We start from the raw sequence: 23,044 nt of genomic DNA on the forward strand, positions 1-23,044 counted from the left end.
AGAACGATGACTCGGTCTACAGCCTTACGCTGGCAAACGTCGACTCATTGCGCGCCTGACTCAACGCCGACATCGGCCCCGACAGCGGCGACATCACGATTGCCTGCGGCAGCGGCAGCATCGCCACTTGCTGGGTGGTGTTGGAGCCTACGCGCTCGTCACGCGGCGGAATGCCGAAGTATTCGCGGTAGCACTTGGAGAAGTGCGGCGTCGAAACGAAACCACACACCGACGCCACTTCGATGATCGACATCGGCGTCTGCTTGAGCAGTTGCCGGGCGCGGATCAGGCGCAGCTTCAAGTAGTAACGCGACGGCGAGCAGTGCAGGTATTTCTGGAACAGGCGCTCCAGCTGTCGACGCGACACAGCGACGTACACCGCCAGTTCATCCAGGTCGATTGGCTCTTCCAGATTGGCTTCCATCAGCGCAACGATTTCCTGCAGTTTCGGCTGGTTGGTGCCGAGCATGTGCTTGAGCGGCACACGCTGGTGATCCTGTTCGTTGCGGATGCGTTCGTAGACGAACATTTCCGAGATCGCGGCGGACAGTTCACGGCCGTGATCGCGGCTGATCAGGTGCAGCATCATGTCCAGCGGTGCGGTGCCGCCGGAGCTGGTGAAACGGTTACGGTCGAGGGTGAACAGACGGGTGCTCATCGCCACGCGCGGGAAAGCTTCCTGCATCGCCGCCAGACATTCCCAATGCACGCTGCAATCGAAACCGTCGAGCAACCCGGCGCAAGCGAGCGCCCAACTGCCGGTGCACACGGCGCCGAGACGCTTGGACTGACGCGCCTGGCTTTGCAGCCACGAGACGTGTTCACGGGTGACAGTGCGCTGGATGCCGATACCGCCGCAGACAATCACAGTGTCCAGCGGCGGCGCTTTGTGCATGGAAGCGTCGGGAGTGATTTGCAGACCGTCACTGGCCCACACCTGACCGCCATCGACGGTGAGGGTGCTCCAGCGATACAGCTCGCGACCAGACAATTGGTTGGCCATGCGCAGGGGTTCTACTGCGGAGGCCAGAGAAATCAGCGTGAAATTGTCCAGCAGCAGAAAGCCGATGGATTGAGGCGCACGGTTCTGGGGTTGGGCCCCGGAGTTGAACGACGTCATCGCGGTATCTCCTCACACAAAGCGGGTGATGGCCTCAGGCGGAGGCTCTTGTTATTGCCAGCGTTCTCGCGTGGGAGACGGGCTTTGTTATGACAGAGCAATTGCCATGCCTAAAATTGGATGGCCGTTCAATAACTCCTGAAAACGACGTCGCGACGTGTCTATACGAGACGTCCGACGAAAGGTATTTCGAAGTGCCATCAGCGTGGGTGAAAGCCCTGCCCCGTTGCGTGTGAGCAAATCGGTAGCACTTGTGGGAACGGGCCTGCGCGCAGTTTGTGGGGAGTGTCACCGCAGGCACGGGTGACGGACGGTAGAAGGGCTGAGCGCGTGTAACAGGTGGGAAAGACTCTTATCTGTTTGCGACGCGCTAAAAGGTAGCGTGATTTATTGTCTGTGTTCACTTGATGAGCAATTTTGACTGGTCTAGCGCTATCGCGAGCAGGCTCACTCCTACATTTGGAATGCGTTCCCCTGTAGGAGTGAGCCTGCTCGCGATGGAGGCGACTCGGTCTCAGCACTCAACCGCACTGACCGCCAACCCACCCCGCGATGTCTCTTTATATTTGTCATGCATATCCGCTCCGGTATCACGCATGGTGCGGATCACCCGGTCCAGCGAGATAAAGTGCTGACCATCGCCACGCAACGCCATCTGCGCCGCATTGATTGCCTTAACCGCGGCAATCGCATTGCGCTCGATGCACGGCACTTGCACCAGGCCGCCGACCGGATCGCAGGTCAGCCCAAGGTTATGTTCCAGGCCAATTTCCGCCGCGTTGCACAACTGCTCCGGCGTAGCGCCAAGAATCTCCGCCAGCCCCGCCGCCGCCATTGCGCAGGCCGAACCGACCTCACCCTGACAGCCAACCTCAGCGCCCGAGATCGAAGCATTCTTCTTGCACAGAATCCCCACCGCCGCCGCACCGAGGAAGTAGTCGACCACGTTGGCGTCCGTCACCGCTTCGCTGAACTTCATAAAGTAGTGCAGCACTGCCGGAATGATCCCCGCCGCGCCATTGGTCGGCGCCGTGACCATGCGCCCGCCCGCCGCATTCTCTTCATTAACTGCCAGGGCGAACAGGTTGACCCACTCCATCGCGCTGAGCGTCGAGCCGATCACATTGGGCTTGCCCAATTCCTGAAGACTGCGATGCAACTTCGCCGCACGCCGCCGCACATTCAAACCGCCCGGCAGGATGCCTTCGTGCTTGAGCCCCTGCTCGACGCAGTCCTGCATCGCCCGCCACAGCTTCATCAGCCCGGCGCGGATTTCTTCTTCACTGCGCCAGACCTTTTCGTTGGCCATCATCAATTCGGCAACGCGCAAGTTGTTCTTCTTGCACAGATCCAGCAGTTCAACCGCGCTGGAAAAGTCATACGGCAATTCAGTGCGATCCAGATCGACGACACCGCTTGAGGCTTGCTTTTGATCGACGACAAAACCGCCACCCACCGAATAGTAGGTGTCGCGATGCAGTTCGCCGTGATCGCCCTCGGCCACAATCGTCATGGCATTGGGGTGGAATGGCAGGTTCTCGTCGATCAGGCGCATGTCCCGTGCCCAGACAAACGGCACCGACAAGCGACCATCCAATAGCAGGGTGTGCGTTTCGCGTAGCGCCTGGATACGTGGGCCGATCTGCGACGGGTCGATTGCGTCCGGCCACTCGCCCATCAAACCCATGATCACCGCGTTGTCGCTGCCGTGGCCAATGCCCGTGGCCGACAGCGATCCGAACAATTGCACTTCTATACGACGCACCTGTTCCAACTGGTGCTTGTCCCGTAGCGACTCGACGAACAACGCCGCCGCGCGCATCGGCCCGACGGTGTGGGAACTGGAAGGGCCGATGCCGATTTTGAACAGGTCGAAAACGCTGATAGCCATTGCTGCAGAGCTCCTGAGGATACCGGTCCGGGACGCAAAAGCGCCCGCTGGCGGAGCTGCTACGCTCAAGCTGCGATCCGCCGGAATGCCCGCATCATCAGGCTTTTGTCGGAGCGCACGGCGTCTGACACCGACGCACTCATGCCCACCAGCGCCGCGCCGTTTTCGCCCCGGTTTTTCGCCGTTTTTATGCGGTTCAGATGGCCATCGGGGGCTGAAAAAAGCTGTAAACGACGTCACCGACACTGGATGCGACCATCCCTGTACTGGATACGACCCCCCCTGTAGGCGTCAGATTTTCACTGGTACATGATCGTTGTGACTCGATTGCAAGGCGCCGTGGTAGAGCTGTCTCCAGAACGCCATCCAACCGCAACCTATAAGTGCGGTGGTCCACAGTCGGAACACTGCCAAAAAAAACACCTAGGAGTCCATCCATGAAAGGTTCCCCGTCGTTGTTGTTGGCCGCCATGCTGAGTCTGCCGTTACTGGCGCAAGCTGCAGAACCGGCGCAGTGCAGTACCGTTAACTTCTCCGATGTCGGCTGGACCGACATCACCGCCACCACCGCTACCACTTCTGTTGTGCTCAACGCCCTCGGCTACAAGACCAAGACCACCATGATCTCCGTACCCGTGACCTACAAGTCGCTGGCCGACGGCAAGAACATGGACGTGTTCCTCGGCAACTGGATGCCGACCATGGAAAACGACATCAAGGCCTACCGCGATGCCGGCACCGTGGAAACCGTGCGCACCAACCTCAAAGGCGCCAAGTACACCCTCGCCGTGCCGCAAGCCCTGTATGACAAAGGTCTGCATGACTTCGCCGACATCGCCAAATTCAAGAAAGAACTCGACGGCAAGATCTACGGCATCGAGCCTGGCAATGACGGCAACCGTCTGATCCAGAGCATGATCGACAAGGACGCCTTCGGCCTGAAGACCGCCGGTTTCAAAGTCGTCGAATCCTCGGAAGCGGGCATGCTCTCGCAAGTGGATCGCGCGCAAAAACGCGACACAGCGGTGGTCTTCCTCGGCTGGGCGCCGCACCCGATGAACAAGCGCTTCAAGATTCAATACCTGACCGGTGGCGATGATTTCTTCGGCCCCGATTTCGGTGCGGCGACCGTGGCGACCAACACCCGCAAGGGTTACGCCGCGGAATGCAGCAACGTCGGTCAGTTGCTGAAGAACCTGGAGTTCACCGTCGACATGGAAAGCGAACTGATGGGCAACATCCTCGACGACAAGATGAAGCCTGACGCGGCCGCCAAGGCCTGGCTGAAAAAGAATCCACAAGTGCTCGATACCTGGCTCACTGGCGTGACCACCATTGACGGTAAACCTGGCCTGGAGGCCGTGAAAGCCAAGCTTCAGTAATCGCTTATGCCGGACGGCTGCGGCCGTCCGGGCTGTTTATTTCCTTGCATGCGGACGTTCACTACCATGCTGATTGATCAGAAAATACCTTTAGGCCAGTACATCGCGGGCTTCGTTGAATGGCTGACGCAACACGGCGCCAGCACCTTCGACGCAATCGCCGTGACCCTGGAAACGATGATCCACGGCGTGACGTTTGCGCTGACCTGGTTCAACCCACTGGTCTTGATTGGCCTGATCGCCCTGCTCGCGCATCTGATCCAGCGCAAATGGGGATTGACCGCTTTCGTGATCGCCTCCTTCCTGCTGATCCTCAATCTGGGGTACTGGCAGGAAACCATGGAAACCCTCGCCCAGGTCATGTTCGCGACCCTGGTCTGCGTGGTCATCGGCGTGCCGTTGGGCATCGTCGCCGCGCACAAACCGATGTTCTACACTGTCATGCGTCCGGTACTCGATCTGATGCAGACCGTACCGACCTTCGTTTACCTCATTCCTACCCTGACCCTCTTCGGGCTGGGTGTGGTCCCGGGCCTGATCTCCACGGTGGTGTTCGCCATCGCTGCGCCGATCCGCCTGACCTACCTGGGCATCCGCGATGTCCCGCAAGAACTGATGGACGCCGGCAAGGCCTTCGGCTGCTCGCGTCGCCAACTGCTCTCACGGATCGAACTGCCTCACGCCATGCCGAGCATCGCGGCCGGCATCACCCAGTGCATCATGCTGTCGTTGTCGATGGTGGTGATCGCGGCACTGGTGGGCGCCGACGGACTCGGCAAACCGGTGGTCAACGCACTGAACACTGCTGATATCGCCCTGGGCTTCGAAGCGGGCCTGGCGATCGTACTGCTGGCGATCATGCTCGACCGTATCTGCAAACAACCCGACGCTAAAGTAGGGGGTGACGCATGAGCATAATTCGCTTCGAAGACGTCGACGTAATCTTCTCCAAGGATCCGCGCGAGGCGCTCAAGCTGCTGGATCAGGGCATGACCCGCAACGAGATCCTGAAAAAGACCGGACAGATCGTCGGCGTGGAGAAAGCCACGCTGGACATCAACAAAGGCGAAATCTGCGTGCTGATGGGCCTGTCCGGTTCCGGCAAGTCGAGCCTGCTGCGCTGCATCAACGGCCTCAACACCGTGAGCCGCGGCAAACTGTTCGTCGAGCATGAAAACCGCCAGATCGACATCGCCTCCTGCACCCCCGCCGAGCTGAAAATGATGCGCACCAAACGCATCGCCATGGTGTTCCAGAAGTTCGCCCTGATGCCGTGGCTGACGGTGCGCGAGAACATCAGTTTCGGTCTGGAAATGCAGGGCCGTCCGGAGAAAGAACGCAAGAAGCTCGTCGATGAAAAACTCGAACTGGTCGGCCTGACCCAATGGCGCAACAAGAAGCCTGACGAACTTTCCGGCGGCATGCAGCAGCGTGTCGGTCTGGCGCGGGCACTGGCGATGGACGCTGACATTCTATTGATGGACGAACCGTTTTCGGCGCTCGACCCGCTGATCCGTCAGGGCCTGCAGGATGAGCTGCTGGAACTGCAACGCAAACTGAGCAAGACCATCGTGTTCGTGAGCCATGACCTCGACGAGGCGCTCAAATTGGGTAGCCGCATCGCGATCATGAAGGACGGCCGAATCATCCAGTACAGCGTGCCGGAAGAGATCGTACTGAACCCGGCGGACGATTATGTGCGTACGTTCGTGGCGCACACCAATCCGCTCAACGTGCTTTGCGGTCGCAGCCTGATGCGCACACTGGACAAGTGCAAACGTATCAACGGTTCGGTGTGTCTCGATCCGGGCGGCGATTCGTGGCTGGACCTGGCTGAAGGCAACACCATCAAGGGTGCGCGGCAGAATGGTTCGGTGCTGAACCTGCAGAACTGGGCACCGGGGCAAGCGGTCGAGGGCCTGGAGCGCAAGCCGACGCTGGTGGATTCGAACATCGGCATGCGTGATGCGCTGCAGATTCGTTATCAGACCGGCAACAAGCTGGTGCTGCACGATGACAATCATGTGGTGGGGATCTTGGGCGACAGCGAGTTGTATCACGCGCTGCTGGGCAAGAACCTCGGTTAAGGCGGGATAAAAAAAGGGATCGCGGTGAGCGATCCCTTTTTTATTGGGTCAGGGAAAAGCCCCTCACCCTAGCCCTCTCCCAAAGGGAGAGGGGACTGACCGAGTTGTACTTTCAAGCTACACCGACCTGAGAAATTGAGTCGAACTCAGGCTTTGAAAAGCCCCCGATCTGCTCCCTTCCCCCTCTCCCTTGGGGAGAGGGTTGGGGTGAGGGGGCTTTTGACTTTAGCTGTACACCCGGCCAAGGAGCTGCCGATGGCTTTCAAACTGATCGAGCACATCCCGCGTGATCTGATCCTGCGTGAAGCCCATCAGGTCGTAATCCTGGCTGCCGTTGTGCAAATACACTTCAGCGCGGTAGTAACGCTGGCGCGCTTCATCGGACTGCGCCGATTCGGTCGGGGTCGCCAGATAGCCGTCCAGGCTCACTTCGTAAACGAAAGGGTTGCCCTCTTCCATCTCGACGCGCACGCCCATGCAACGCTTGGATTTACCCAACAGCGTCTGCACTTCCAGCCCCTGCGCACGCATCTGCGCGGTGGCATCTTCCAGCGCCGGGCTGACCTGCTTGTCCATGAAGCGCTGCACCACCGATTGGCTCGGTTGCAGATCCAGTTGCGTCAGACGCTCGCTGAAACCACGACGACCGCGCTCTGCCAGTTGCGCTTGCTCCTGTTCGATCTGCACGTCCTGGCGCATCGCCTTGTGCAGGCCGAACATAAAGAACACCAGCACCACCGAGAACGGCAGACCGGCCAGCACCACCATGGTTTGCATGGCTTCGAAGTTACCGGCAAACAGCAGACCGATGGTCACCAGAGTGATCACCACCGACCAGAAGATCCGCAGCCAGTGCGGCGCATCTTCGTCGACGTTGCCGCCCTTGCAGGACAGATTCGCCATCATCACCGCGCCGGAGTCGGCCGGGGTCAGGAACAGCACGAAGCCGACAAAGATCGACACACCGATGACGACTTTCGACGCCGGGTAGTGTTCAAGCAATTGATAGATCGCCATCGACGGCTGTTCCAGCGCCGTCTTGCCGAGCTCCACCGCGCCATGGTTCATCACCAGATCCAGCGCCGAGTTACCGAAGATCGACAGCCAGGCCAGGGTGAAGCCCAGCGGAATCAGCAGCACGCCAGCTACCAGTTCACGTACGGTACGACCACGGGAAATACGCGCAATGAACATGCCTACGAACGGCGCCCAGGAAATCCACCACGCCCAGTAGAACAGCGTCCACAGGCCCATCCAGCGTTCGGACTTGGCGTTGTCGCCTTCGTACACATAAAGGTCGAAGGTTTTCAGCACGATGCCATTGAGGTAATCACCGATGTTCTGCACGAAGCCGTTGAGCAGGTGCAGGGTCGGACCGAACAGCAGGACGAAAATCAGCAGACCGCTGAACAGCACGATGTTCAGATTCGACAGACGACGGATGCCGTTTTCCACGCCGGACACGGCAGCGATGGTCGCCACGGTGCTCATCACGATGATCACGATCAGCAGGTTGGTGTTGCTGTGCTCCATGCCGAACAGGTTTTCCAGGCCCGACGACACTTGCAGCGAACCAATCCCCAGATTGGTCACCAGACCCAGCAGGGTCACGAACATGCCGAAGCCGTCCACCGCGTGTCCGGCCGCGCCTTTGACCCAACGCTCGCCGACCAGCGGATACAGCGCCGAACGCAGTGCCAGCGGCTGGTTATGACGATAAGCAAAGTACGCCACGGCCAGACCGACCAGAGCGTAGATCGCCCAGCCGTGCAGGCCCCAGTGCAGGAATGTCAGCTGCACCGCCTGACGCGCGGCCAGGTTGCTGGCCGAAGCGCCTTCCGGCGGGTTGAAGTAGTGATCCAGTGGCTCGGATGCGCCGAAGTACAGCAGCGAAATACCGATACCCGACGAGAACAGCATCCCCGCCCAGGCGCCGTAACTGAAATCCGGGGTGTCATCCTTGCTGCCCAGTTTGAGTTTGCCGTACGAGGAAAACGCCAGGCCCACCACAAACACCAGGTAGGCGGCGATCACCACCATGTAGTACCAGCCGAAGCTGCGCGACAACCAGGCCTGAGCAATACCCAACAGTCTGCCGGCCTCTTGCGGGGCGATAATCAGAATGGCGGTCAACAACAGAATCAGCGCGGTAGAGGTGTAAAACACCCAACCGTTGACCGTCACCTTCTCGGGCGGGGTCTTTATAAGCGAGGCAGAACTCATGGCACAAATGCTCCAGGCAGTGCGAGAGAAGAACACAAGGCAACACGGAACCCGACCAATCGGTTAGTTGGCAGCCGACCGGCGGGTGATATAAAGACACCCCGAAAAATGCCCGAACCTGCCGAAATGGCGCTGCGAATCGCTTTCGTGGCCGAAGGTGGACGGACGTTCATCCGAAACCTGGCCCTGAGCGTCTTGCCCTTTCAACACGTCCATCGAATCGCGAACCGCGCCATGCCCCACGCAGGTTTCGAGCTTTTTCGGATGTCGGTTTTATCGCCACTTACACGTAGGAAAAATCTGTAGGCAGCGACGATTTGTCGCAGATCTTATTCTTTGTTGATTGAACGTTCAATCAAAACAAAATAGACTGGCCGTCAATCCGATAGGCGTGATTCGCCGCTCGGAAGGCCTAAGGAGATGTGCAAGATGCCCAAGGTCGGTATGCAACCCATCCGCCGCCAACAACTGATCGAAGCCACATTGCAGGCGGTCGATCAGGTCGGAATGGGGGACGCCAGCATTGCGCTGATCGCCCGTTTGGCCGGTGTCTCGAATGGCATCATCAGTCATTACTTTCAGGACAAGAACGGCCTGATTGCCGCCACGATGCGGTATCTGATGAACGTCCTCAGCGAGAACGTCACCGCGCGCCGGCAGGCGCTGGCAGACAGCAGCCCACGGGCGCATCTGCAGGTGATCATCGAAGGCAACTTCGACGCCAGCCAGGTCAATGGCCCGGCAATGAAAACCTGGCTGGCCTTTTGGGCCACCAGCATGCACCAGCCGTCTTTGCACAGGTTGCAGCGGATCAACGATCACCGTCTGTATTCCAACCTGTGCTGCGAGTTCCGCCGTGTGTTGCCGCTCGAAGATGCGCGCAGCGCAGCGCGGGGGCTGGCAGCGTTGATCGACGGCTTGTGGTTGCGCGGCGCTTTGTCGGGAGACGCTTTCGACACGGCGCAGGCGCAACAGATCGCTTACGAATACATGGATTTCCAATTGGCCAAGAAGGTGAGCTAGAGCACACAGAAAACGCTCGGCCCCTGAACGCCACCGCAGCCTCACCGCGGTGGTCAACGCCAACCACCAATGCACTTGCGAGGACACTATGGCCCGTTTCGAACTGCAAAAACTTTACATCGATGGCGCGTACTCCGACGCCGGCAGCGATGCCACCTTCGAAGCCATCAACCCGGCTAACGGTGAAGTCCTCGCACTGGTGCAACGTGCGACCAAGGAAGACGTCGAGCGCGCCGTGGTCAGCGCTGAAAAGGGCCAGAAAATCTGGGCCGCGATGACCGCCATGGAGCGTTCGCGCATCCTGCGTCGTGCCGTCGACATCCTGCGCGAGCGCAACGATGAACTGGCCGCGCTGGAAACCCTGGACACCGGTAAATCCTTCTCCGAAACCAAATACGTCGACATCGTTACCGGTGCTGACGTGCTGGAATACTACGCAGGCCTGGTGCCAGCGATCGAAGGCGAGCAGATTCCTCTGCGCGACACTTCTTTCGTCTACACCCGTCGCGAGCCACTGGGCGTGGTTGCCGGTATCGGCGCGTGGAACTACCCGATCCAGATCGCCCTGTGGAAATCCGCACCAGCCCTGGCGGCCGGTAACGCGATGATCTTCAAACCAAGCGAAGTCACCTCGCTGACCACCCTGAAACTGGCCGAGATCTACACCGAAGCCGGCGTTCCAAATGGCGTGTTCAACGTACTGACCGGCAGCGGCCGTGAAGTCGGTACTTGGCTGACCGAGCACCCGCGCATCGAAAAAATCTCCTTCACCGGCGGCACCGACACCGGCAAGAAAGTCATGGCCAGCGCTTCGGCTTCGTCGCTGAAAGACGTGACCATGGAACTGGGCGGCAAGTCCCCGCTGATCATCTGCGACGACGCCGATCTCGATCGCGCTGCCGACACCGCGATGATGGCCAACTTCTACAGCTCCGGTCAGGTCTGCACCAACGGCACTCGCGTGTTCGTTCCGGCGCACCTGAAAGCCGCTTTCGAAGCCAAGATCGTTGAGCGCGTTGCACGCATCCGCGTCGGTAACCCGGAAGACGAAAACACCAACTTCGGCCCACTGGTCAGCTTCGCGCACATGGAAAGCGTGCTGAGCTACATCGCCAAAGGTAAAGAACAAGGCGCCCGCGTGCTGTGCGGCGGCGACCGTCTGACCGATGGCGAATTCGCCAAAGGCGCATTCGTGGCGCCGACCGTGTTCACCGATTGCACCGACGACATGACCATCGTTCGTGAAGAAATCTTTGGCCCGGTCATGGCGATCCTCTCCTACGAAACCGAAGAAGAAGTGATCCGCCGCGCCAACGACACCGACTTCGGCCTGGCCGCCGGTATCGTCACCAAAGACCTGAACCGCGCCCACCGCGTGATTCATCAACTGGAAGCCGGTATCTGCTGGATCAACGCCTGGGGCGAGTCCGACGCAAAAATGCCGGTTGGCGGTTACAAGCAGTCGGGTGTTGGTCGTGAGAACGGCATCAGCTCGCTGAACAACTTCACCCGCATCAAATCGGTACAGGTCGAGTTGGGCGATTACGTCTCGGTGTTCTAAGAGCCGAGTCTTGTATTGCTCGTGAGGCCGTCTTCGCGAGCAGGCTCGCTCCCATAGGAGATCCCATTCCAACGTGGGAGCGAGCCTACTTGCGATTCGAGTGCAAAGCACTCGTCAGGCCCGACCTGACCACATCTAAAGAGGGTGCATTCAATGTCCCAAGAATTCGATTACATCATCATCGGTGCCGGCTCGGCCGGTAACACCCTGGCGACCCGTCTGACTGAAGACGCTGGCGTCACCGTTCTGCTGCTCGAAGCCGGCGGCCCTGACTACCGTTTCGACTTCCGCACGCAAATGCCGGCTGCTCTGGCGTTCCCGCTGCAAGGTCGTCGCTACAACTGGGCCTACGAAACCGATCCAGAGCCACACATGGACGGTCGCCGCATGGAATGCGGTCGCGGCAAAGGCCTCGGCGGTTCCTCGCTGATCAACGGCATGTGCTACATCCGTGGTAACGCGATGGACTACGACGGCTGGGCAAAACTGCCAGGCCTGGAAAACTGGTCGTACCTCGACTGCCTGCCGTACTTCCGCAAAGCCGAAACCCGCGACATCGGCCCGAACGACTACCACGGTGGCGAAGGCCCGGTCAGCGTGACCACGCCGAAGGCTGGGAACAACCCTCTGTTCCACGCCATGGTTGAAGCTGGCGTACAGGCCGGTTATCCGCGCACCGAAGACTTGAACGGCTACCAGCAGGAAGGCTTCGGCCCGATGGACCGTACCGTCACGCCGAACGGCCGTCGTGCTTCCACCGCCCGTGGTTATCTCGACGTCGCCAAGAAGCGCTCGACCCTGACCATCGTCACCCACGCCCTGACCGACAAGATTCTGTTTGAAGGCAAGCGTGCGGTTGGCGTGCGTTACCTGGTCGGCGACGCTGAAGAGCGCGTTGAAGCCAAAGCCCGTAAAGAAGTCCTGCTGTGCTCCGGCGCCATCGCTTCGCCGCAGATTCTGCAGCGTTCCGGTGTCGGCCCTGCCGAGCTTCTGAAGTCGCTCGACATACCAGTGGTTCACGACCTGCCGGGCGTCGGTGAAAACCTGCAGGATCACCTTGAGCTGTACCTGCAATACGCTTGCACTCAACCGGTTTCGCTGTACCCGTCGCTGCTCTGGTACAACCAGCCAGCCATCGGTGCCGAGTGGCTGTTCAACGGCACCGGTATCGGCGCCAGCAACCAGTTCGAAGCCGGCGGTTTCATCCGTTCGCGTCCGGAATTCGAATGGCCGAACATCCAGTACCACTTCCTGCCGGTAGCGATTAACTACAACGGCAGCAACGGTGTGAAAGAGCACGGTTTCCAGGCGCACATGGGTTCCATGCGCTCGCCAAGCCGTGGTCGCATCCAGGCCAAGTCGAAAGACCCGCGCCAGCACCCGAGCATCCTGTTCAACTACATGGCCACCGAGCAGGACTGGCAGGAATTCCGCGACGGCATCCGCCTGACCCGTGAAATCATGCAACAGCCTGCGCTGGACGCTTTCCGTGGCCGCGAAATCAGCCCGGGCATCGAAGTGCAAACCGATGAGCAGTTGGACAAGTTCATCCGCGAGCACGCCGAAACTGCGTTCCACCCGTCCTGCTCGTGCAAGATGGGCACCGACGAGATGGCTGTGGTTGATGGCGAAGGTCGCGTGCACGGCATGCAGAGCCTGCGTGTGGTCGATGCCTCGATCATGCCGATCATCACCACCGGCAACCTCAACGCGCCAACGATCATGATCGCCGAGAAAATCGCCGACAAGATCCGTGGCCGCCAGCCGCTGCCGCGTAGCACCGCTGCTTACTATGTGGCGGGCGATGCGCCGGTGAAGGGCAAGCCGATGCGTGATATTACGCCTGCTGCTCAGTAATTCAGTTACACCGTATCAAGGCTGATCGCGAGCAGGCTCACTCCTACAAGGATCTCCAGTGAACACACATCCATGTGAACACTGGAGATTAACTGTAGGAGTGAGCCTGCTCGCGATGAGGCCCCACAATTCAGCACAAATCCCTCTGTTTCAAGTAAATCCCCCTACACCCCCTCTTCACTTGATCCTACCCCCACGCAGGCCTACTCTAGACCTCGCGCAACCGTTTCACCCCCTCCCCGCCGCTGCTCTACCGCTTCCCCCTGACAAGGAGGTTCCCGAATGTTCGATTTCCACCCCCAGCTCAAGCAGCGCTTCGCTGCCTTGCGCACGGGCGCTGAGTTCTTTTCCTTGCGGTATGTACGCGAATCCGGGCAGTACCTGTCGGTGCGTAAAAACGTCGCCGAACCGCCGAGCCTGAGCCGCGACGAAGGGGCGATGCTCACCGTTCGCGTCAACGGCGTTGAGGCTTACGCGGCGACCAATGACTTGTCGCAACAAGGCCTGCAAGCCGCCCTCGAACGCGCCGAGCAGCAAGCCCGTCGGCTCAAGCCGCACGCCTTGCTCGACCTGCGCGATCAGCCAGTGTCCAGCGATCGCGCTGATTACTTTTCGCCCAATCTCGAACAACCCTTCCCATCCCTGAGCGAATGCTTTGAGTTGCTCGGTGCGGAATCCGCCTCGGTGCCAAAGGATGAGCGCCTGGTGAACTGGCAGGTGAGCATTGGCATTACCCACGTCGAACAGATTTACCTGAGCAGCGCCGGGGCTGAATTGCGCCAGGCCCAGCGCTTCGTCTATCCAGGCCTCGACGTCACCGCCTACGACGGTAACGACAGCCAGACCCGTAGCCTCGGCCGCGAGAACTTCGGCCAACAGGGCGGCGCTGACGTGATCAGCCGCTGCGGCCTGATCGGCGCCGGCCCGCAAGTCGCCGATCAGGCCTTGCAACTGCTGCTCGCACCGAACACCCCGCAAGGCCCGCGCGACCTGCTGTTGATGCCGGACCAGATGATGCTGCAGATCCACGAATCCATCGGCCACCCGCTGGAACTCGACCGCATCCTCGGCGACGAGCGCAATTACGCTGGCACCAGTTTCGTCAAAGCCAGCGACTTCGGCAGCCTGCAATACGGCTCCAAGCTGCTCAACGTGACGTTCGATCCGGGTATTCCCGAAGAACTGGCCAGCTATGGTCATGACGACGACGGCAGCAAGGCCAGCAAACAATTCCTGATTCGTGATGGTTTGCTGCTGCGCCCACTGGGCGGGGCGCTGTCGCAGTTCCGCGCCGGTCTCGACGGCGTCGCCAACAGCCGCGCCTGTGGCTGGAACCGGCCGCCGATCGACCGCATGGCCAACCTCAATATCGAGCCGGGCGATCAGCCGCTGAACAAGCTGATCGAAGGCATCGAGCACGGCATCCTGATGAGCACCAACCGTTCGTGGTCGATCGACGATGCGCGCAACAAATTCCAGTTCGGCTGTGAATGGGGCCAGTTGATCGAAAACGGTGAACTCAAAGGCGTGGTAAAAAACCCGAACTACCGGGCGATTTCCGCGCACTTCTGGAAAAGCCTGCGCGCCGTCGGCGACGCCAACACCGTGAAGGTGCTGGGCACGCCGAACTGCGGCAAGGGTGAACCAAACCAGGTGATCCGCGTCGGCCACGCTTCGCCGGCCTGCGTATTCAGCAACGTTGATGTGTTTGGGGGAGACGCCTGATGAGCATTTCGAAGAGTCAGTCCGACGCCTTCAAGGTCATGGTCGAGTGGCTGCGCGACAGCGTGCGCGAGCCAGAACAGTTCACCCTCAGCTATGCCGCCGAGTCCTCGGCGTTTGTGCGTTTCAATCACGCCAAAGTGCGTCAGGCCGGCCAAGTGCAGCAGGCCAATATCGTCCTGAAGCTGATCAACGATGGCCGTCACGCTGACCTGCAAGTCACCCTGTCCGGTGATCAGGAAGGCGATCTGCGACGCCTCGCCGAAGGCCTGCAACAACTGCGCGAAACCCTGCCGTTGCTGCCGCAGGATCCGTACCTGCTGCTCAATCACAACGGCTGGCAGAGCCAGAACGTGCAGGAGCACCCGCTGCCGGATACTGAACAGGTGGTCGATGAAATCTGTTCTGCCGCTGAAGGTCTGGACTTGGTTGGCTTTTATGCTGCTGGCCCGATCAGCCGTGGTTTCGCCAGTTCTTCAGGGGCGTTCGGTTGGCATCAGGCCAACAGCTTCAACTTCGATTTCAGCCTGTTCCACGACAACGGTGAAGCGGTTAAGGCCAGCTACGCCGGGCATGACTGGAGCAGCGAAGGTTTCGCCAAGCGCTTCGGCCAGGCACGCGAGCAACTGGAGTTTCTCGGCCGCCCGCTGCGCACCTTGGCGCCGGGGCAGTACCGCGCGTACCTGGCACCGGCGGCGCTGGAAGAAATCATGGGCATGTTGAGCTGGGGCGGTTTTTCGGCGCAGTCGATTGCCAGCAAGAGCAGCCCGTTGCAGAAGCTGTATGTCGGCGATCAGGCGTTCAGCCCACTGCTGTCGCTGGACGAGAAAGTCAGCGAATCGTTGAGCCCGGCGTTTTCCGGCGAAGGTTATCCGCGCAGTGATTTGCGTTTGATCGTCGAAGGCAAGGCTGGCGATCAACTGGTCGGCTCACGCAGTGCGGCCGAATATGGGCTGACCGCCAACGGCGCCGGCGGCGGTGAAATGCCCAGTGCATTGAACATGGCGGCGGGCGATCTGTCGCAAGCAGAGATCCTCAAGCAGTTGGGTACCGGGCTGTACATCAGCAACCTGTGGTACCTGAACTACTCGGATCAACCGGCCGCGCGCATGACTGGCATGACCCGTTTCGCGACCTTCTGGGTCGAGAACGGCGAGATCCAGGCGCCGGTCAGCACCATGCGTTTTGACGACAGCGCTTACAGCCTGCTCGGTTCGCAGCTGGAAGCGTTGACCACCGAGCGCGAGTTGCTGCTGTCGGCGAGTACGTATAGCCAGCGCAATACCTCCTCGGCATTGCTGCCGGGGGCGCTGGTCAGCCGTTTGACGCTAACCCTGTAAACGTAAAACCTGTGGGAGCGAGCCTGCTCGCGAAGAGGCCATGTCATCCAACATTGATGGCGACTGACCTACCGCTTTCGCGAGCAGGCTCGCTCCCACACTGACCGTGCTCGACCTTGGATTTGTATTAACTCCAACAACAGAGGTTCCATGCCCAACCGCCCGCCTCTCGACGCCATCACCGCCCGCTGGTTGCCGTGGGTCGTCGCTATCGCTTTCTTCATGCAGTCCCTCGACGGGACCATTCTCAATACCGCCCTGCCCGCCATGGCTCGCGATCTCGCCGAAGATCCGTTGCGCATGCAAGGCGTGGTCATCTCTTACATGCTCACCGTGGCGCTGCTGATCCCCGCCTCAGGCTGGATCGCCGACCGCTTCGGCACCAAGAAAATCTTCTTCGGCGCGATTCTGCTGTTCAGTTTCGGCTCACTGCTTTGTGCACTGTCGAGCAGTCTGAGCATGCTGGTCGGCGCCCGGGTGATTCAGGGCCTGGGCGGTGCACTGATGCTGCCGGTCGGGCGACTGGTGGTGTTGCGTGCTTATCCACGATCCGAACTGGTGCGGATCATGGGCTTCATCACCATTCCCGGTCTGCTCGGCCCGTTGATCGGCCCGACCATGGGCGGCTGGATGGTCGAGTACCTGACGTGGCACTGGATCTTCCTGATCAACCTGCCGGTCGGCGTGATCGGCTGCTACGCGGTGTGGAAGTTCATTCCCGACCTGCGCGGCACTGAACGCACACGCTTCGATAGCCTCGGCTTCCTGCTGTTTGGTGCGGCGATGATTTTGATCACCATCGCCATGGAAGGCCTCGGCGAACTGCACCTGCCGCACTTGCGCGTGATGTTGCTGCTGTTCGGCGGTATGGCCTGTCTGGCGGCGTACTGGTTGCGCGCCGGGCACATCGAAAACCCGCTGTTCGCACCGTCGCTGTTCAAGACCCGCACCTTTGCCGTCGGCATTCTCGGCAACCTCTTCGCGCGTTTGGGCAGCGGTGCTCTGCCGTTTCTGGTGCCGCTGCTGCTGCAAGTAGCGCTGGGCTATTCGCCGTCGCAAGCGGGGATGAGCATGCTGCCGCTGGCCGCGGCGGCGATGATCGCCAAGTGGGTCGCGCGGCCGCTGATCGAACGGCTTGGCTATCGCATCGTCCTCACCGGCAACACATTGGCGCTGGGGATCATGCTGGCGAGCATGGGCCTGGTCAGCGAGCAGACGCCGTACTGGCTGCTGCTATGCCTGCTGGCAGTGCTGGGCGCGATCAACTCGCTGCAATTCACCGCGATGAACACCGTGACCCTGATTGATCTGGACGACGCCAGCGCCAGCAGTGGCAACAGTTTGCTCTCGGTGGTCGCGCAGTTGTCGCTGAGTCTTGGCGTTGCCTGCGCTGGTGCATTGCTCGGTGGGTTTACAGCGGAGGTCGGCAACGATGGCGTGGAAACCGTGCTCGGCGCGTTCCAGCTGACCTTCGTCACCGTCGGCATCATGGCGATGCTCGCCGCGACGATCTTCTCGCAACTGTCGAAAGAAGACGGCCGGCGCGCTAAACGTCCACAAGAACACATCGAACATTAACCACTGTTCGTCCAGAACTTTCGAAGAAAGTGGCACGGGGCTGCTACACTGCGCGACATTTTGTTTTGCAGGCCAGTCCCGTGACCACCATCGCCACCGCTTTTAATACTCTGCCGCTGTCCGCCGCCATGCTGGCTAACCTCGAATCCCTCGGTTATGCCCAGATGACGCCGATCCAGGCGCAGAGCTTGCCGGTGATCCTCAAAGGGATGGACCTGATCGCCCAGGCCAAGACCGGCAGCGGCAAGACTGCCGCATTCGGCATCGGCCTGCTCAACCCGATCAACCCGCGCTACTTCGGTTGCCAGGCACTGGTGATCTGCCCGACGCGCGAGCTGGCCGACCAGGTCGCCAAGGAAATCCGTCGTCTGGCCCGTGCCGAAGACAACATCAAAGTCCTGACCCTGTGCGGCGGCGTGTCCTTCGGCCCGCAGATCGCTTCGCTGGAGCACGGCGCGCACATCATCGTCGGCACCCCGGGCCGCATCCAGCAGCACCTGCGCAAGGGTTCGCTGGTCCTCGATGGCCTGAACACGCTGATCCTCGACGAAGCCGATCGCATGCTCGACATGGGTTTCTACGACGCCATCGAAGACATCATCATCAAGACCCCGGAGCGTCGTCAGACCCTGCTGTTCTCCGCGACTTACCCGGTGGGCATCAAGCAACTGGCGTCGAAATTCATGCGTGATCCGCAAACGGTGAAAGCCGAAGCGTTCCACGATGACACGCAGATCGAGCAGCGTTTCTACGAGATCTCCCCGGAAGATCGTATGAGCGTGGTGACCAAAGTCCTGCACCACTTCCGCCCAGCGTCGTGCGTGGCGTTCTGCTTCACCAAGCAGCAAGTGCAGGAAACCGTTGATCACCTGACCGCCAAAGGCATTTCCGCCGTCGGCCTGCACGGCGACCTGGAACAGCGTGACCGCGATCAGGTGCTGGCGATGTTCGCCAACCGCAGTACTTCGGTACTGGTTGCCACCGACGTCGCCGCACGCGGTCTGGACATTGATGCACTGGACATGGTGATCAACGTCGAACTGGCGCGCGATTCGGAAATCCACATTCACCGCGTTGGCCGTACCGGTCGCGCTGGCGAAAAAGGTATCGCCATCAGCCTGGTTGCTCCGGGTGAAGCGCATCGCGCGCAAGCCATCGAACAACTGCAGAAATCGCCGCTGAACTGGGATCAGGTCGATAACCTCAAGTCCCAGGGCCTCGCCCCGCTGCAACCGCCGATGACTACGCTTTGCATCGGCGCTGGCCGTAAAGACAAGGTTCGCCCGGGCGACATTCTCGGTGCATTGACTGGCGATGCCGGCATTCCCGGTGCACAGGTTGGCAAGATCGCCATCTTCGACTTCCAGGCTTATGTAGCGGTGGACCGCACCGTGGCCATGCAGGCCTTGCAGCGTTTGAACGACGGCAAGATCAAGGGCCGTTCGCTGCGCGTCCGTATTTTGTAAGAACAACGTAACTCCCCTGTAGGAGTGAGCCTGCTCGCGATAGCAATCTGTCAGCCAACCTCTATGTTGAATGACACACCGCCATCGCGAGCGGGCTCACTCCTACAGTTCGTTTTGTGGTGACATTTCAGAGGACACCGTTTTGCGCTCTACCGAAGTCGTGATCATTGGCGCTGGCGCCGCGGGGTTGATGTGTGCACTGACCGCCGCCGGGCGCGGGCGCCAGGTATTGCTGCTCGACCACGCGAACAAGGCCGGCAAGAAAATCCTGATGTCGGGCGGTGGCCGCTGCAATTTCACCAACATGTACACCGAGCCGAGCAATTTTCTCTCGCAGAACCCGCATTTCTGCAAATCCGCGCTGGCGCGTTACACCCAGTGGGATTTCATCGGCATGGTCGGCAAACACGCCGTGCCGTACCACGAGAAGAAACTCGGCCAGTTGTTCTGTGATAACAAATCCAGCGACATTCTTGAAATGCTCCTGACCGAGTGCGATCAGGCCGGCGTCGAGCTGCATCTGGACACGTCGATTCAAACGATCGAGAAGCTCGAAAGCGGTTACCTGCTCGACACCACCCTCGGTCAGGTTCAGTGTCAGTCGCTGGTGATCGCCACTGGTGGTCTGTCGATCCCGACGCTGGGCGCCACCGGTTTCGGTTATCAAGTGGCCAAGCAGTTCGGCCATGAACTGCTGCCGACCCGCGCAGGCCTAGTTCCGTTCACCATCACCGATCAGCTCAAGGAACTCTGCACCGAGTTGTCCGGGACGTCGGTGGATTGTCTGGTCAGCTGCAACGATCAGAGCTTTCGCGAGAACATCCTGTTCACTCACCGTGGCCTCAGTGGCCCGGCGATTTTGCAGATTTCCTCGTTCTGGGAATCCGGCGACACGGTGGAGATCAACCTGCTGCCGGATCACGACGCGGCGAGCTGGTTGCAACAGCAAGTGGCCGAGCGCCCGAACAGCGAGTTGAAAACCCTGCTCGGTGAAATCTTCACCAAGAAGATGGCCAATTTGCTGGCGGACAACTGGTTTGTGTCCAAGCCGATGAAGCAGTACACCCACGCGGAACTGGCGGAAATTGCCGAGAGGCTGGGCAGCTGGAAAGTCGTGCCGGCGGGCACGGAAGGTTATCGCACGGCCGAGGTCACACTGGGTGGCGTCGACACTCGCGAAGTTTCCTCCAAGACCATGGAATCGCTGAAAAGCCCCGGTCTGTACTTTATCGGCGAAGTACTCGACGTGACCGGGCATCTGGGCGGTTTCAACTTCCAGTGGGCCTGGGCCTCCGGCTACGCCGCTGCGCAGTACGCCTAACTCAGAGCCAAATACAAAACCCTGTAGGAGTGGGCCTGCTCGCGATAGCGGTGTGTCTGTCACCGAATTTATTGGCTGACAGGCCGCTATCGCGAGCAGGCTCACTCCTACAGTTGTTATGTGTGATGCAGTAAGGAACACTTTTTGCTGTCAGATGTGATCGGCGCCATTGCGTCGGCGTCATTACTGGCTCAATTTAGCGGCATCGCCTCGGAAGGCCTTCGCACTTCATGTCCTCGACCTCGTTTCGTCAGTCTTTGCGGCGCCTGTGGGCGCTGGATAAATTCAGCTACAGCGTGCGGGTGTTCATCGCCCTGACCGGCAGCATGGCGCTGTGCTGGTATCAGGATGAAATGGGCCTGTTGATCCCGTTGTTCCTCGGCATCATCGCCAGCGCCCTGGCCGAAACCGACGACAGTTGGCAGGGCCGCCTCAATGCCCTCGCGGTGACGCTGGTGTGTTTCAGCATCGCCGCGCTGTCGGTGGAATTGCTCTTCCCCTACCCCATTGTGTTTGCCATTGCTTTGGCGCTGGCCAGTTTCGGCCTGACCATGCTCGGTGCGCTCGGCGAGCGTTATGGGGCGATTGCTTCGGCGACGTTGATTCTGTCGGTGTACACGATGATCGGCGTTGATCAGCGCGGCGGCGCGGTCACCGATTTCTGGCACGAACCGATGCTGCTGGTGGCCGGTGCGGCGTGGTACGGCTTGCTCTCGGTGCTGTGGCAGGCGATGTTTTCCAACCAGCCGGTGCAGCAGAGTCTGGCGCGGTTGTTCCGCGAACTGGGTTTTTACCTGAAGCTGAAATCGTCGCTGTTCGAACCGATCCGGCAGATGGACGTCGAAGCGCGACGTCTGGAACTGGCCCAGCAAAACGGTCGCGTGGTGGCGGCGCTGAACAGTGCCAAGGAAATCATCCTGCACCGCGTCGGCAACGGCCGCCCCGGCTCGAAAGTCAGCCGTTACCTGAAGCTGTACTTCCTTGCTCAGGACATCCACGAACGCGCGAGTTCTTCGCACTATCCGTACAACGCACTGGCCGAAGCGTTCTTCCACAGCGACGTGCTGTTCCGCTGCCAACGCCTGTTGCGCCAGCAAGGCAAGGCCTGCCGCGCTCTGGCCGAATCGATCCAGATGCGCCAGCCATTTATTTATGACGCGAGTTTCGCCGAAGCCCTGAGCGACCTCGACGCCTCCCTCGAACACCTGCGCATCCAGAGCAATCCGGCGTGGCGCGGATTGTTGCGCTCGCTGCGCGCCCTGGCGGCCAACCTCGGCACCCTCGACCGCTTACTTAGCGACGCGAGCAACCCCGACGCCTTGGCCGATGCGACCGACAGCAGCCTGCTCGACCGCTCGCCGCGCAACCTCAAGGACGTCTGGATTCGTCTGCGTACGCAACTGACGCCGACGTCTTTGCTGTTCCGTCATGCCCTGCGCCTGCCATTGGCGCTGAGTATCGGCTACGGCATGGTGCATCTGATTCACCCGTCGCAGGGCTATTGGATCATCCTCACCACCCTGTTTGTCTGCCAGCCGAACTACGGCGCGACGCGGCGCAAACTCGGTCAGCGAATTTTCGGCACCGCCATCGGCCTGACCGTGGCGTGGGCGCTGTTCGATCTGTTCCCAAGCCCACTGGTGCAGTCGTGTTTCGCCATCGCCGCCGGCGTGGTGTTCTTTACCAACCGCACCACCCGCTACACCCTGGCGACAGCGGCGATCACCATCATGGTGCTGTTCTGCTTCAATCAGGTCGGCGACGGTTACGGACTGTTCCTGCCACGGTTGTTCGATACCTTGCTCGGCAGCCTGATTGCCGGCCTGACGGTATTCCTGTTCCTGCCGGACTGGCAGGGCCGACGCCTGAACAAAGTGCTGGCCAACACCCTGACCTGCAACAGCATCTACCTGCGCCAGATCATGCAGCAATACGCCGCCGGCAAGAGCGACGACCTCGCCTATCGTCTGGCCCGACGCAACGCGCACAACGCCGATGCGGCGCTGTCGACCACGCTGGCGAACATGCTCATGGAGCCGGGCCATTTCCGCAAGGAAGCGGATGTCGGTTTCCGCTTTCTGGTGTTGTCGCACACCTTGTTGAGTTATCTGTCAGGGCTCGGCGCGCATCGCGAGACGCAGTTGCCGGCGGATGTGCGTGAGCATTTGATTGATGGCGCCGGGGTGAAACTGGCAACGAGCATCGATGAAATCGCCCGAGGGCTGGCGAACAAGCAGCCGGTGGCGATTCAGAGTGATGAAGAAGAAGCGCTGGCCAATGAGCTGGAGCAGATGCCGGATGAGATTGATGAGGGGCAGCGGTTGGTGCAGACGCAACTGGCGTTGATTTGCCGGCAGTTGGGGCCGTTGCGGACGTTGGCGGCGCACCTGATCAAGGACACCAATGAGATCAGCGCTGGCTGACAGGATGCCTTCGCGAGCAAGCTCGCTCCCACATAGGATTTGTGAACAAC

At 60.2% G+C, this 23,044-nt stretch carries 15 protein-coding genes; 12 read left to right on the forward strand and 3 right to left on the reverse strand.

Annotated elements, in window-relative coordinates:
• Positions 1–16 precede the first annotated feature (16 nt).
• Positions 17–1,120: a GlxA family transcriptional regulator gene (locus VY732_RS27440; RefSeq protein ID WP_007949927.1), complete on the reverse strand. Its 1,104-nt coding sequence runs from the start codon at positions 1,118–1,120 to the stop codon at positions 17–19.
• Positions 1,121–1,634: 514 nt separating this feature from the next.
• On the reverse strand, positions 1,635–3,011 hold the full coding sequence (locus VY732_RS27445) for an L-serine ammonia-lyase (RefSeq protein ID WP_077574836.1): 1,377 nt from the start codon (positions 3,009–3,011) through the stop codon (positions 1,635–1,637).
• A 437-nt stretch (positions 3,012–3,448) separates the two neighbouring features.
• On the opposite strand from VY732_RS27445, the gene VY732_RS27450 reads away from it, so the two are divergent.
• The 3 genes from VY732_RS27450 (at position 3,449) to choV (ending at position 6,480) form a co-directional block, all read left to right on the forward strand.
• Positions 3,449–4,393, forward strand: a complete 945-nt coding sequence (locus VY732_RS27450) for a choline ABC transporter substrate-binding protein (RefSeq protein ID WP_150708243.1) — start codon at positions 3,449–3,451, stop codon at positions 4,391–4,393.
• Between the two features lie 66 nt (positions 4,394–4,459).
• The gene (gene choW / locus VY732_RS27455) at positions 4,460–5,305 is read left to right on the forward strand and encodes a choline ABC transporter permease subunit (RefSeq protein ID WP_137217404.1); all 846 of its coding nucleotides are present in this window, start codon (positions 4,460–4,462) and stop codon (positions 5,303–5,305) included.
• Positions 5,302–6,480 (forward strand): choline ABC transporter ATP-binding protein, encoded by a 1,179-nt coding sequence (gene choV, locus VY732_RS27460; RefSeq protein ID WP_034153601.1) that lies wholly within the window; start codon positions 5,302–5,304, stop codon positions 6,478–6,480. The genes choW and choV overlap by 4 nt, the downstream gene beginning before the upstream one ends.
• Positions 6,481–6,705: 225 nt before the next feature.
• Here choV and VY732_RS27465 read toward each other — a convergent pair whose 3' ends face one another.
• Positions 6,706–8,646 carry a BCCT family transporter gene (locus VY732_RS27465; RefSeq protein ID WP_235372426.1) on the reverse strand — a complete coding sequence of 647 codons (1,941 nt, stop codon included), beginning with the start codon at positions 8,644–8,646 and terminating at the stop codon, positions 6,706–6,708.
• A gap of 486 nt (positions 8,647–9,132) precedes the next feature.
• Here VY732_RS27465 and betI point away from each other — a divergent pair, with 486 nt between their 5' ends.
• The 9 genes from betI to yccS all read left to right on the forward strand — a co-directional run bounded on the left by betI (position 9,133) and on the right by yccS (position 22,994).
• The gene (gene betI, locus VY732_RS27470; protein WP_077574838.1) at positions 9,133–9,726 is read left to right on the forward strand and encodes a transcriptional regulator BetI; all 594 of its coding nucleotides are present in this window, start codon (positions 9,133–9,135) and stop codon (positions 9,724–9,726) included.
• 88 nt (positions 9,727–9,814) lie between these two features.
• Positions 9,815–11,287: a betaine-aldehyde dehydrogenase gene (gene betB, locus VY732_RS27475; RefSeq protein WP_331692814.1), complete on the forward strand. Its 1,473-nt coding sequence runs from the start codon at positions 9,815–9,817 to the stop codon at positions 11,285–11,287.
• Positions 11,288–11,440: 153 nt separating this feature from the next.
• Complete coding sequence (betA, locus tag VY732_RS27480) at positions 11,441–13,144, forward strand: choline dehydrogenase (protein WP_150651706.1); 1,704 nt, start codon at positions 11,441–11,443, stop codon at positions 13,142–13,144.
• A gap of 282 nt (positions 13,145–13,426) precedes the next feature.
• Positions 13,427–14,869, forward strand: coding sequence for a TldD/PmbA family protein (locus tag VY732_RS27485; protein WP_150693771.1), 1,443 nt, complete (start codon positions 13,427–13,429; stop codon positions 14,867–14,869).
• A complete protein-coding gene (locus VY732_RS27490; RefSeq protein WP_331692818.1) occupies positions 14,869–16,206 on the forward strand; it encodes a TldD/PmbA family protein in 1,338 nt (445 codons plus the stop codon). The genes VY732_RS27485 and VY732_RS27490 overlap by 1 nt, the downstream gene beginning before the upstream one ends.
• A 150-nt stretch (positions 16,207–16,356) precedes the next feature.
• The gene (gene mdtD, locus VY732_RS27495; RefSeq protein WP_331692820.1) at positions 16,357–17,784 is read left to right on the forward strand and encodes a multidrug transporter subunit MdtD; all 1,428 of its coding nucleotides are present in this window, start codon (positions 16,357–16,359) and stop codon (positions 17,782–17,784) included.
• 80 nt (positions 17,785–17,864) lie between these two features.
• Positions 17,865–19,250, forward strand: coding sequence for an ATP-dependent RNA helicase DbpA (gene dbpA, locus VY732_RS27500; protein WP_077574844.1), 1,386 nt, complete (start codon positions 17,865–17,867; stop codon positions 19,248–19,250).
• A gap of 142 nt (positions 19,251–19,392) precedes the next feature.
• Entirely contained in the window at positions 19,393–20,571 is a 1,179-nt protein-coding gene (locus tag VY732_RS27505) for an NAD(P)/FAD-dependent oxidoreductase (protein WP_331692822.1), read from the forward strand.
• 230 nt (positions 20,572–20,801) lie between these two features.
• Positions 20,802–22,994 (forward strand): YccS family putative transporter, encoded by a 2,193-nt coding sequence (gene yccS, locus VY732_RS27510; protein WP_331692824.1) that lies wholly within the window; start codon positions 20,802–20,804, stop codon positions 22,992–22,994.
• Positions 22,995–23,044 lie beyond the last annotated feature (50 nt).

Origin of the sequence: Pseudomonas sp. ZY71 (assembly GCF_036542145.1) — a bacterium.
GTDB classification, from domain to species: Bacteria; Pseudomonadota; Gammaproteobacteria; order Pseudomonadales; family Pseudomonadaceae; genus Aquipseudomonas; species Aquipseudomonas koreensis_A.